The organism is Streptomyces sp. NBC_01241 (genome assembly GCF_041435435.1).
Taxonomy (GTDB): domain Bacteria; phylum Actinomycetota; class Actinomycetes; order Streptomycetales; family Streptomycetaceae; genus Streptomyces.
Genome location: NZ_CP108494.1, coordinates 3,620,396 through 3,632,207 on the forward strand (window position 1 = coordinate 3,620,396; position 11,812 = coordinate 3,632,207).

Genomic DNA, 11,812 nt, shown 5'->3' on the forward strand with positions numbered 1-11,812 from the left:
GGGGCGGGCGGCAGAGCCCGCGCCCCTTTGTCGGCGGGCCGCTACAGGTACTCCGCGTACGCGTCCAGCGTCCGCAGCACCTCCGCCTCTTCGGCCGGGGGCAGTTGGAGGACGACCTCCTCGATGCCCAGATCCGCGTAGTGCGCCAGCTTCCCCGGGCTCGGGAGTACCGCGTAGGGGACGACCTGGAGGTGCTCCGGGTCACGGCCGGCCGATTCCCAGACCTCGCGGAGCTTCGGTACGGACTCCGCCAGGCCCCGGCCGCCGATCGGGAGCCAGCCGTCCGCGTACTGCGCGATGTGCGCGAACAGCTTCGGGCCCGCCGCCCCGCCGATCAGGGTGCGGGGGCCGTTCACCGGGCCGCGGGGCTCCTGGATCGGCTTCGGGTACGCGTGGCTGGCGCGGACCGAACCGAACTCGCCCTCGTACGCCGTCGGTTCGTCCGCCCACAGGGCACGCATCAGGGCCATGCGGTCGCGGACGAGTTCCCGGCGCGTCGACCAGTTCACACCGTGGTCCGCGGCTTCCTCGATGTTCCAGCCGTAGCCGAGGCCCAGTGTGAACCGGCCGCCGGAGAGGTGGTCGAGGGTGGCGATCTGCTTCGCCAGGTCGATCGGGTCGTGCTGGGCAACGAGGGTGATGCCGGTGCCGAGGGCGAGGCGCTCGGTGACCGCGGCGGCCTGGGCGAGGGCGACGAAGGGGTCGAGGGTGCGGCCGTACTCCGGCGGGAGTTCGCCGCCCGCCGGGTGGGAGGTTTCCCTGCTGACGGGGATGTGGGTGTGCTCGGGCAGACAGAGCCCGGCGAACCCGCGCTGTTCGAGCTCGCGGGCGAGCCGCAGCGGCGTGATCGTCTCATCGGTGAGGAAGATCGTGGTGGCGATCCGCATACGAGGACTCCTCCGTCATGGTCCGGTGACGGCCCCAACGTATGCCGTGCGGTACGCGAAGCCGAGCGTCCGGAAGCCCGGAGGTCCGGAGGTCCGGAAGTCCGGAAGCCCGGGAGGCCGGGAGTTCGGAAGCCCGGGAGGCCGGGAGTTCGGAAGCCCGGGATCGGTCAATCCTCCCGCCATGTCCCGGGAGTTCACGGCGCGCGGCCAGGGCCGGGTACGTACGCTCGTCCCCGCCCGGCGCCGATTGCGCCCTCGGTAGAGTGACGGCCATGCGGATAAAGATCGTTACAGCCGTCATGGTCGGTGCGGTGGGCCTGTTGGTCACGGGGTGCGGGGGCGGAGATTCCGGCTCGGACGATGCCGGTAGCAAGTCGGCGGCGGCCTTCCCCGTGCTTCCGCAAAAAGTACCCAAGCCGCCGGCGATGCCGGAGGGGGAGCTGCAACCGTCGCCGGACGCCGACGCCCCGTTCAGCAGGAATTTGGCGTACGAGCTGCGCCGCAAGACCCTCGACATGGCCAAGGCCGAAGGGAAAACGGTCGGCGAGTGCCCGGATGACGTGGCCTCGAAGGCCGGTACGCGGGTGACCTGCACGATCACCTACGAGGGCCTCGAAGTGGTGTGGGATGTGACCATCGGCGACAAGTCCGGCTGGTCGGACAACGTGGTGGAATACAAAGCGGTCCCGCGCAAGGGCGTCCTTACCCGAGACGGCGCCGCCCGCCTGCTCTACGGCAACTACGACCCCGAACTCGTGCGCTGCAACAACATCCCCAAGGCCGTGCTGGTGCCGCTGAACGCGAAAACCAAGTACACGTGTCAGACCGTGGACAAGGGCAAGCCCGGCCTGGTCGAAGCGGCGAGGGTCACCGACGCCGGACCGCGGTTCTACTGACCACGACGCGTCGCTGCGCCGGCGGTCCGCAGGTGGGGCGCCCGAACCGGGCGGGCCCACTTCACCGACACCGACCGCCTCCACGTCAAGATACTTGACGTCGACATATGTGCCGTCTGCGCCGGTTTCGGCGTCCCTGTGCACGTCACGCCCGGGAGCGTCACAGTGGAAGGGGGGAGGGGGCACCCGGCGGGGCTGCCGGAGGAGGTATCCCGATGAACGTGACCGGCGAGAGCGGCGACCGGCTCCGGGACTACCGCGGCAAACGGCACTTCGACGCGACCGCGGAGCCGCGCGGAGACGGCGGGCGAACGGGTTCGGCGCCCTGTTTCGTCGTCCAGATCCACCAGGCCCGGCGCATGCACTTCGACTTCCGGCTGGAGGTCGGCGGCGTACTGAAGTCCTGGGCGGTGCCGCGCGGCCCGTCCGAGAACCCGCGCGAGAGGCGGCTTGCCGTCCCCACGGAGGACCACCCGCTGGAGTACCGCACCTTCGAGGGAGTGATCGCGAAGGGCGAGTACGGCGGCGGCACGGTGATCGTCTGGGACCAGGGCACCTACCGTCCGCTCAGCCACGACCGCTGGGGCGCGCCGGTGCCGTTCGAGCAGTCCCTGGAGGACGGGCACGCCACTTTCTGGCTCGACGGCACCAAGCTGCACGGCGAGTTCGCCCTCACCCGCTTCAAGGGCGGCAGCGGGAACGACGCCCCGGGCGAGGAGGTGTGGCTGCTGATCAAGGCGAAGGACGGCCAGGCCACCCATGACGGGCCGGACACGCCCGACCCGTACCGGGCACGGTCCGCCCGTACGGGGCGCACGCTGCAGCAGGTCGCCGCCGAGGAAGGGGGCGGGGCCCCGTGACCGCGCGCAGAACCGTGGAGGTGCTCCTCGACCGCTACGGCACCACCTATGCCGCCGAGGCCGGCATCCGGTTGCGGAACACACCGCAGCCGCTGTACCAACTCCTCGTGCTCAGCGATCTGTTGAGCGCCCGCATCCGGGCGTCCGTGGCGGTGGCGGCGGCCCGTGCACTGTTCGCCCACGGCCTGCGGTCCCCGGACAGGATGATCGGGTCGACCTGGCAGGAGCGCGTCGACGCCCTGGGCGAGGGCGGCTACCGGCGCTACGACGAACGGACCGCCACCCAGCTCGGTGCCGGGGCGGAGCTGCTGCTCGTCGAGTACGGGGGCGATCTGCGGCGGCTGCGCAGGGAGGCCGACGGCGACCTGGACATCCTGCGGTCCGGACTGCGCCGGACCCCGGGCATGGGCCCGGCCGGTGCGGACATCTTCGTCCGCGAGGTGCAGGCCGTGTGGCCGGAGACGGCACCGTTCCTGGACGGGAAGGCGCTTCAGGGCGCCGAGAAACTGGGGCTGCCCGCCTCGCCGGCGAATCTCGTACGGCTGGCGGAACAGGCCGGGCAGGCCGGGCAGGCCCACGAACAGGGGCCCGCCGAGCTCGCGGCGGCTCTGGTGCGTGCCGCGCTGGACAAGCACGTCGTGGACGACGTCGCAGCGTACGCGTGAGGCGTGAAGGCCCGAGGCCGAGGCCTCGGACCTGGGTCCTGAGGTCCGAGTACGCCCCGGCCGCCCCGGTGGGCCCGCCCCCGCACGGCGTACGCCCTACTCCGGCGGTCGCAGGTCCTGCACCCTCGTCCGGTACACCCACAGCAGCACGCCCGTCACCAGCACCGCCAGCGCGACACCGAGTTCCTTGTAGCCGCCGTACCCGGTGACCGAGAACCCGGTGGCGCCGACGACCAGGACGAGCGTCATGATCGCGGCGAGCAGCCAGGCCAGCGGGACGAAGAAGCCGGGGAGGCGGATCGGCCTCGGCAGGTCCGGGCGGTCCCTGCGCAGCAGCGCGAAGCCGGAGATGGCCAGGACGTGCGTGAGGATGTAGCCCAGGTTCCCGGTGACGAGGATGGCCAGCGGAGTCTTCAGGCACACCAGGACCAGCACATTGATGACCAGGGCGACCACCAGCGCACGGGTCGGGACGCCGCGCCGGTTCAGCACGCCCATCTGGCGGATCGTGATGCCTTCCTTGCCCATGTTGAAGAGCACCCGGGAGCCGTCGGCCAGTCCCGTGATCATGATGAGCAGCAGCGAGGCGATGAGGAAGACCGTCATCAACCCGCCTGCCCCGCCGGCGAGTTCCTGGAACGCGCCGACGTAGAACGTGGTCGGTTCCTCGCCGATCTTCTGCTCGCCCAGGTATCCGGAGAGGGCCAGCGGCAGCAGGACGAACACCCCGAGGGAGAAGAGCACTCCGGCCCGCAGGGCCCGCGAGGTGTCGCGGACGGTGTCCTTGTACTCGGGGGCGAAGGTGGCGCACACCTCCACGCCGAACGACGTCCACGCCATCACGTACAGCCACACCAGCGCCTCGCGGACCCCGCTCAGCCCGTGCAGGTCCCAGTGCAGTCCGGCCGTGGACCACTCGCCGCTGAGGAACGGCATCACGAGGAAGACCACGAGCGGCACCATCAGCATGCCGCCGGTCAGATAGATCACCCACATCGCGACGTGCAGCCCGATCGTGGCGGCGCAGAACAGCAGCACGATGACTGCCAGGCCCACAACGATGGGGAAACTGAGCTGTGCGGGCCCGAGTTCGGCGGTCCAGTTCTGGCCGGGGAACCACTGGGCCCGGACGAAGGAGCCGATGATGCCCGCGTAGATGGCGAGCGAGGTCGTCCACGGGAACCAGTAACCGACGCTGGCCAGCGGGCCGACGACCGGGGCCCGGGACTTCCAGCCCTCGGCGGCGTAGTGCGCGATGCCGCCGGACGACTCGGGGAACATCGCGGCGAGTTCGGTGTAGATCCAGTTGGTGGCCGTGGCCAGCACCATGGAGGCCGCCCACAGGGCGATGGCGCCCCAGGCGCCGAGACCGCCGATCGACGCGCCGAGCGAGGCCACGAGGGCGGCGGGCATCGTCAGCGACATGGCGAAGCCGTCGTACCAGCGCATCCGTTTGGCGAGGGCGGGCTGCTCCTGTCCGGTCTGCGGGGGACGGTCGGTGCCGTCGTGGTCCGTGGACGACGACGTGACGGGGTTGGACATGGGTGACCCCTTGGAAGAGCACGCGGAGTGCGGTGGGAGAAGGGGGCCGTACGGGCTCCGGCGGGCGCACCGCGCCAGGGTCCTTCGTTTGGATCAGGCCGGATCAGGGAGCGGGGCACGGTGCCGGGGCACACGAGCCCGGCGTGATCCAAACGAAAGGCCCCGGGTGCGTCACGCCGGAGCCCGTCCGGCAGGTGTGGGCGGGCGGGTCCGGCCGGCTCAGAGGTCGAGGACGAGCCGTGCCCCGCGGCAGCGGGATACGCAGATCAGCATGGTGGCGTCGGCTTCCTGCTCCTCGGGCGTGAGCAGCGCGTCGCGGTGGTCGGGAGCCCCGTCGATCACGGCGGTCTCGCACGTGCCGCAGATGCCCGCCTCGCAGGAGGACGGCACGTCGGCCCCGGCCGCCCGGACCGCGTCCAGCACGCTGGTGTCCGCGGGCACGCGCACGTCGAGGCCGCTACGGGCCAGGCGTACGTCGAAGGCGTGGTCGCCGTCCGGGGCCGGGGCCGGCGCGGTGAAGCGTTCCGTGTGGACCGGGCCCGGGTGCAGCTCGCGTACGGCATCGAGCAGTCCTCCGGGGCCGCACGCGTAGACGGTGGCCCCCGGCGCCGCGGCCAGGTATCCCGCCAGGCCGGGGTGGCCCGCCTCGTCCTGCGGGACGACGGTGACCCGGTCCGGCGGGAGTTCGCCGAGAAACGCCATCGTGGTGCGGGAACGGCCGCCGTACAGCATCCGCCACGGCTTGCCGACGACGGTCAGCCGGTGGGCCATCGCCAGCAGCGGGGTGATCCCGATACCGCCCGCGACCAGCAGATACTCGGGGGCGTCGACCAGTTCGAAGTGGTTTCGGGGCGCCGAGACCGCCACCCTGCTGCCCGCCCGCAGGCTCTCGTGCACGGCCGCCGAACCGCCGCGCCCGTCCGGCACCCGCAGCACGGCGATCCGGTACTGGCCGGTGTCCTCGGGGTCCGAGCACAGCGAGTACTGCCGGACGAGCCCCGGCGCCACATGGAGATCCACATGGGCCCCGGGCGTCCAGGGCGGCAGCGGCGCCCCGGACGGGTCGGCGAGCGTCAGCGACAGGACCCCGTCCGCGACGGCCCGCGCCTCCCGCACCTCCAGCACCCGGGTACCCGCCGGTGCCGCCACGTCGCACACCTCGGTCATGACGGCGTGCCGCCCGCCGCGTCTGCCTGCTTCGCCGTACGGTTCATCAACTCCACGAAGGCACGACGGTAGTTGATGGTGAAGAGGTCGGCGGGCACGGAGAACTCCGGCACCTCCGCGTCCCACGGGACCTCGCGCGGCGAGAGGTTCTCGACGACCGGCATGTCCTCCAGGTACACCATCTCCTCGATCCGCAGGCACTCCTCCAGGGAGTCGCCCTTGAAGTCGCGGTCGTTGGCAACTCCCCAGAAGATCTTGACCTGTTCGTAGCCGACGGGTGACGGGAAGCCCGCGACGACCCGGAGTCCGGCCTGCTCGTAGTGGTAACTGATGCTGGCAAAGCCGGGGGCCGTGCAGTGGTACGACATCATGCAGTCGCCCTGGTTCGCCCAGTCGCCGTTACCGGCGTCCAGCGGACGCTCCATGTGGACGTCGATGCCGTCGCGCCGCACCTGGAGCGGTTCGACGACCTCCGGGGTCGGGCCCATCGACACCTGGTGGACGAACGGGAAGTGCGCGACGTCGCGGAAGTTCTCGATCGCGGCGGCGACCCCGGTCGGCGAGTTCAGCGGGTTCGCGGCCAGCCACACCAGGTCGTGGCCGCGCCACTCCTCGGGGTCGTACAGCTCGGTGACCGGCTCCTCCAGCACCGTCCACACGTGCCCGAACCGCTCCACGGCCGGGTAGGTGCGGATCGCCGCCTTCGGCGGGATCTTCGACTGGTCGGGCAGCGAGGGCACGTAGGTGCAGCCGCCCTCGGCGCCGTCGAACCGCCAGCCGTGGTACGGGCAGCCGATCGAACCGCCGGTGACCTTGCCCTGCGACAGGTCCGCGCCGCGGTGCGGACATCGCCGCGCGGTCACCCGGGCGACGCCGTCGGCATCCCGGAACACGACGAGTTGCTCGCCGAGGAGCACGGCGGGTTCCGGGGTCTCCAGATCGACGGACCGGGCCACCGGGAACCAGCTGTGACGCATGGCCCGTTCGGCCTGTTCCCGTTTGGTCATGGGGGTGTCGGTGGTGCGGGGGGAAGTGGACATGAGGAACGTCCTTGTTCACGAGGGAGCCGAGCAGCGGCCCGGGAGTGGTATCGGAGGGGGTGGCGTCAGGTCAGATGCCGACGAGGAGCGCGCCGCCGTTGACGGGGATGGTCTGGCCGGTGACGAACGCACCGGTGTCGGCGGCCAGGAACGCGACCGCCTCGGCGATCTCGTACGGCTGGGCGAGCCGGCCGACGGGCACGGCGGCGACCTCCGCCTCGTAGTTCTCCGCCGGGACCATGCGCGTGGCGACGGCACCGGGAGCCACCGCGTTGACCGTGATCCGCTCGGCCGCGAACTCCTTGGCCAGGGTCTTCATCAGGCCCAACTGCCCTGCCTTGGACACCATGTAGCCGTAACTGTGACCGTCGGGCACCTGGCCCCACTGCGAGGACACGAACACCACCCGCGCGGCGGCGCTGCGCCGCAGATGGGGCAGGGCGGCCCGGGTCAGGTACAGCGGAGCCCGCACGTTGACGGCGAGCAGCCGGTCGAAGTCGGCGTCGTCGGTGTCGGCGAGCCCCGTCATGGAGAACATCAGGCCCGCGTTGTGGACCAGGATGTCGAGTCCGCCGAGCGCCGCCGCAGCGGACCCGATCAGGGCTTCGGCGCCCTCGCGGGAGGTGATGTCGGTGGTGAAGGTGTACGCCTCACCGCCCGCCTTCTCGACGGCGGCGGCGGTCTCGGCCAGCTCGGACGCGTCGAGGTCGGCGAGCGCGACCTTGGCGCCCCGGCCGGCCAGGGTGAGCGCGTGGGCGCGGCCCATGCCGCGGGCGGCGCCGGTGATCAGCGCGGCCCGGCCGGTCAGATCGTGCACGGAACCGGGGGCACGGACCTCCCCCTGGACGGCGGCGGTCGCGGCCACGGCGCTCATGCGGCGGCCTCCGGGTCCGTGCCGGTGCCGGCGTCCGTGCCGGTGCCGGCGTCCGTGCCGGCCTCCGGGTGCGGCTCGGTGACGTACAGCATGTTGCCGTCGGGGTCGTAGAAGGGCCGGTAGCGGTACCAGACACCGCTGGGGTGCTTCCAGACGATCTGCTCCTCGGTGACCCACTCCACCGTGCCGTCCAGCTCGGCGACGGCCGCGTCGAGGTCGTCGACCTCGAAGGCGAAGGAGTCCAGGCCCGGCGCGTTCTCGGCGTTGATCTCGGTGCGGCGCGGGGCGTGCTCACCCACCTCGGAGGTGAAGAGGTAGAGCGTGACGTTGCCCAGGTCGATGGCGGCCCAGCCCTCCTCCGGCTCGTAGGGGAGGTGGAAGGGCAGGCCCAGGACGCCGTGGTAGAAGTCCGCGAGGCGCGGCACGTCGTGGCTGAGGATGTCCATGTTGTCGATGCGCTTCAGTTGCAGCACGGGATCACTCCTTCGTGGATCAGAGGTCACCCGACAGCCTCTCCGGGCTTCGGGCGGGTGCAGGGCGGTCCGGGGATCACCCGCAGGGCGCGGGCGGCGGTGTCGAGGAAGACGGTCGCCAGGGTCCGGAACTCGTGGGGTCCTTCGGCGGCGGGATGCACGCACACGCCGCCGGTGTGGTCGCTCAGCGCGGCGAGCGCCTCGTCCGGGGTGAGGTCCGCGCCCCGGCCGTGGAGCCGTCGGCGGAGCACCTCGTACCGCACGATCGTGTCGGGGTCGGTGACCGGTTCGGTGTCGCCGTCGGCGGCGGGGCGGGTCAGGAAGTGGTTGGTGTGCAGCAGCAGACCGTCCGGATCGGGCAGCACATGGCCGATGCCGCCGGGCCATAGTTCGGCCGAGACGGCCGTCCTGCCCGCGGCGAGCGCGCCGACGACGGTGAGCGTGGTCGATCCGGTGGTCCCGGTGGACCCGGCGCTCCCGGCGATCTTCAGGGCGTGGGTGACGGTGGCCGCCTCGTCGAGGAGCCTGCGGGCCACCACGTGGACGGGCACGCCCATCCCGGAGCCGTCGCGCCGGTGGTGCAGGATGTTGAACAGGCAGCCCACGCCCCGGTCGTTGATGCCGATCTTGCCGACGACGCCGAACTCGGTGAGGGTGCGGGTGACGCGCCCGTCGGGGTGCGGGATCTCCCACTCCAGCCAGCTGTCGGCCAACGACTCGTACCAGTCCCAGTTCTGGGCCGCGACGGGCTCCGTCCCGGGCCCGCCGAGCGCCACGACGGTGGTGCACTCCCCGGGGCCCGGCCGGCCCGAAGCGAGGATCTCCGTACGGGCGTTGAGCGCGGCGACCCGGTTGACCGGCAGTCCCGCGCCCTCCGCGATGCCCCGGATCTCGTCGGCGAGGCCCGGCGCCCACGTGTGCACCCGGGCCAGTGCCGTCACACCGGACGCGTCCGTGTCGGGTACTCCGGCCCGGCCGAACAGCTCACCGTAGGCGTCGGCGGTGGCCCGTACCCGCTCGCGCCAGATCTCGCCGAACTCCCGCCCCCGGTCGCGGGGTTCGGCGACGGCGGAGGTGAACCGGGTGTGCGCCGACCGCACCGGCACGGCACTCACCGCGGGTCCGGGAGCAGCGCGGCCGGGAACGGCGGGGCCGGCAGCAGCGGGCGGACGTGGGTGGCGACGTCCGCGAGCGTGGCGTGCCAGGCGCCGCCCTGCCGCTCGATCTCCTCGACCAGCCGCACCAGTTCGGCGAAGCGCTGCGGGCGGCCGATGACCTCGGGGTGCATGGTGTACGTGACATGGCGGCGCTCGGCGCGGGCCGAGGTGTATTCGGTGAGCCAGGAGGTGTACAGCTCGCCGGGGGCCGCCGTGTTGCCGCCGGTGTCGATGTTCCAGCCGTAGCGCGGCCAGTCGTCCAGCGACCAGTGGACGGGCAGTTCGAGGAGCGAGCGCCCCTCCCAGCTCTCCCAGTACGGGCGGTCGTCGCCCATGCAGGAGGAGTCGTACCCGAAGCCGTGCTCCAGCAGCAGGTCGAAGGTCTCCGGGGTCATCTCCCACGAGGTGGAGCGGTACCCGGTCGGCACGGGTGCCCCGGCCCGGTCCAGCGCCTCAAGTCCGCGTTCGATCTCCGCGCGTTGCTCGTCGGCGCCCACCTTGTCGCTGCGCAGATGCAGATGCCCGTGGTGCGCCACCTCGTGGCCGTCGTCCAGGATCGCGCGGACGGTGTCCGGATACAGCTCGGCGGTGTGGCCCGGCACGAAGAAGGTGGAGCGGATGCCGTGCGCGGCCAGCAACCGCAGGATCCGGGGCACACCCCGGACCACGCCGTAGCGCCCCTCGGAGAGGGTGGTCAGCCGACGGGTGTACGAGGGACCCTCGCCGAGCCAGCCGGCCTCGGCGTCGACGTCGAAGGTGAGGGACACCGCCGCGCCGGCGCCGCCGGGCCAGGCGAAGTCCGGGGACGCGGAGAACACCGCGTACGCGGAAGGTTCGGAGGATTCGGGGGGTTCGTGCGGCCCGTGGGCCTGATCTGCCGGATGCATCGTCACGACTCGCTTTCGTACGCGACCACAACGGAAAACTACGCATCGCGTAGCTCTGGAGAGGCATGACTACGCGTTGCCATGCGCGAGCCAATGTACGGTGCGCAATACGCCATCACAAGGGGCTGGAGGGTGTGAAGTGCAGAAGATATTCAGGTGAAGTCACGCATTGCGCACCCACGCGATCTCACGGCTGCGCATTGCACGACAGACCGTCGCACCGAGAGAGTGCTTAGGATCGACAGCATGACCGACCTGGACGACCTCGATCACGCGATCATCGCGGCCCTGGAAGAGGACGGACGCCGCGCATTCCGCGAGATCGCCCGCTCCCTGAACGTCTCCGAAGGGACCGTACGGGCCCGGTTCCGCCGCCTGGAGGAGACCGGCGTACTCAAGATCGCCGCCTTCGCCGACCCGGGCCTTCTGCGCGCGGGACGCCTGGCCCTGCTGTTTCTCAAGGTCACCCCGTCGCACCACGAGTCCGTGGTGGCCGCGCTGTGCCGGCACCCCGAGGTCAGTTACGTCTCGACGATGCTGGGCAGGGCCGATGTCTTCGCCCAGGTCCTGGTCGCCGACGACAACGAGCTGTGGACCTTCCTCCAGCAGAAGGTCCGCCCGTTGGAGGGCGTCGAGGACACCGAGGCGGTCCCCGAAATCGCCGTCCACAAGCTGTGGTTCAACGGCAGGATCCCCCTGCCGACCCCGACGACGGACTGAATCAGCGGGCGTACCGGAATCTCCCGAACTCGCCGGAACGAATCGGCGATCCGGCTCCTCTGTGGGGTGACGCATCCCGTCACCACCGGCCACCGGCCCTCACAGAGGAGCACCCCCATGAACCCCACCCGGCGCGCACCCGTCGCGGCCGCCGCCGTCGCCACCGTCCTCACCGCCGACGGACTGCTGCACGTGCTCTGGTCCACCGGCATCACCTGGCCCGCGCACGACGCCACGTCCCTCTCCTACGCCGTACTCGGCATCGACGCGCCCTTCACCCCGCCCGTGGTCCTCCCCCTGGCCGCCGTGCTGTTCACCGGCGCCGCCCTGGTCACCGCCCGCGCCCGCCTGGGCCGCACCCACCGCCTGGGCCGGCTGCTCCAGGCCGGCACCGTGGCCGTCGCCTGCGGCACCGCGCTGCGCGGCCTCGCCGGGACCGCCTGGGCGTTCGGGCTGCGCACCGGGCTGGACGACGGGGCGGGCGACACGTTCCACTGGCTCAACCTGGCGCTCTACACCCCCGTCTGCCTGCTGCTCGCGGCCGCCGCACTCCGGGTGGCGGCCGGGGAGGAAGCCCCGACCCGTGACCGATGACCACGACCGCACCATCCGGCTGGTGCGCGCGGCCCAACACGGCGACACGA

At 71.7% G+C, this 11,812-nt stretch carries 13 protein-coding genes; 5 read left to right on the forward strand and 8 right to left on the reverse strand.

Going from position 1 to position 11,812, the window contains the following annotated elements:
- Positions 1–41: 41 nt before the first annotated feature.
- Positions 42–887 carry an LLM class F420-dependent oxidoreductase gene (locus OG306_RS15940; protein WP_371665409.1) on the reverse strand — a complete coding sequence of 282 codons (846 nt, stop codon included), beginning with the start codon at positions 885–887 and terminating at the stop codon, positions 42–44.
- A gap of 272 nt (positions 888–1,159) precedes the next feature.
- Here OG306_RS15940 and OG306_RS15945 point away from each other — a divergent pair, with 272 nt between their 5' ends.
- The 3 genes from OG306_RS15945 (at position 1,160) to OG306_RS15955 (ending at position 3,308) form a co-directional block, all read left to right on the forward strand.
- The gene (locus tag OG306_RS15945) at positions 1,160–1,783 is read left to right on the forward strand and encodes a hypothetical protein (RefSeq protein WP_371665410.1); all 624 of its coding nucleotides are present in this window, start codon (positions 1,160–1,162) and stop codon (positions 1,781–1,783) included.
- Between the two features lie 215 nt (positions 1,784–1,998).
- Positions 1,999–2,643 (forward strand): DNA polymerase ligase N-terminal domain-containing protein, encoded by a 645-nt coding sequence (locus OG306_RS15950; protein WP_266746832.1) that lies wholly within the window; start codon positions 1,999–2,001, stop codon positions 2,641–2,643.
- Positions 2,640–3,308, forward strand: coding sequence for an endonuclease (locus OG306_RS15955; RefSeq protein WP_266746833.1), 669 nt, complete (start codon positions 2,640–2,642; stop codon positions 3,306–3,308). The genes OG306_RS15950 and OG306_RS15955 overlap by 4 nt, the downstream gene beginning before the upstream one ends.
- A gap of 96 nt (positions 3,309–3,404) precedes the next feature.
- Here OG306_RS15955 and OG306_RS15960 read toward each other — a convergent pair whose 3' ends face one another.
- The 7 genes from OG306_RS15960 to OG306_RS15990 all read right to left on the reverse strand — a co-directional run bounded on the left by OG306_RS15960 (position 3,405) and on the right by OG306_RS15990 (position 10,448).
- A complete protein-coding gene (locus OG306_RS15960) occupies positions 3,405–4,850 on the reverse strand; it encodes an APC family permease (RefSeq protein ID WP_327259095.1) in 1,446 nt (481 codons plus the stop codon).
- Positions 4,851–5,069: 219 nt separating this feature from the next.
- Entirely contained in the window at positions 5,070–6,017 is a 948-nt protein-coding gene (locus OG306_RS15965; protein ID WP_371665411.1) for a PDR/VanB family oxidoreductase, read from the reverse strand.
- A complete protein-coding gene (locus OG306_RS15970) occupies positions 6,014–7,057 on the reverse strand; it encodes an aromatic ring-hydroxylating oxygenase subunit alpha (protein WP_266906296.1) in 1,044 nt (347 codons plus the stop codon). Before OG306_RS15970 ends, OG306_RS15965 begins: the two co-directional genes overlap by 4 nt.
- A 70-nt stretch (positions 7,058–7,127) precedes the next feature.
- Positions 7,128–7,931: an SDR family NAD(P)-dependent oxidoreductase gene (locus OG306_RS15975; protein WP_266746837.1), complete on the reverse strand. Its 804-nt coding sequence runs from the start codon at positions 7,929–7,931 to the stop codon at positions 7,128–7,130.
- Complete coding sequence (locus OG306_RS15980) at positions 7,928–8,404, reverse strand: VOC family protein (RefSeq protein WP_266746838.1); 477 nt, start codon at positions 8,402–8,404, stop codon at positions 7,928–7,930. Before OG306_RS15980 ends, OG306_RS15975 begins: the two co-directional genes overlap by 4 nt.
- Before the next feature lie 26 nt (positions 8,405–8,430).
- On the reverse strand, positions 8,431–9,519 hold the full coding sequence (locus OG306_RS15985) for a C45 family autoproteolytic acyltransferase/hydolase (RefSeq protein WP_266906294.1): 1,089 nt from the start codon (positions 9,517–9,519) through the stop codon (positions 8,431–8,433).
- Positions 9,516–10,448, reverse strand: coding sequence for a polysaccharide deacetylase family protein (locus OG306_RS15990; protein ID WP_266752221.1), 933 nt, complete (start codon positions 10,446–10,448; stop codon positions 9,516–9,518). The genes OG306_RS15985 and OG306_RS15990 overlap by 4 nt, the downstream gene beginning before the upstream one ends.
- A 246-nt stretch (positions 10,449–10,694) precedes the next feature.
- On the opposite strand from OG306_RS15990, the gene OG306_RS15995 reads away from it, so the two are divergent.
- The gene (locus tag OG306_RS15995; protein WP_266746840.1) at positions 10,695–11,168 is read left to right on the forward strand and encodes an Lrp/AsnC family transcriptional regulator; all 474 of its coding nucleotides are present in this window, start codon (positions 10,695–10,697) and stop codon (positions 11,166–11,168) included.
- 117 nt (positions 11,169–11,285) lie between these two features.
- The gene (locus OG306_RS16000) at positions 11,286–11,762 is read left to right on the forward strand and encodes a DUF3995 domain-containing protein (protein ID WP_266746841.1); all 477 of its coding nucleotides are present in this window, start codon (positions 11,286–11,288) and stop codon (positions 11,760–11,762) included.
- The last annotated feature ends 50 nt before the right edge of the window (positions 11,763–11,812 follow it).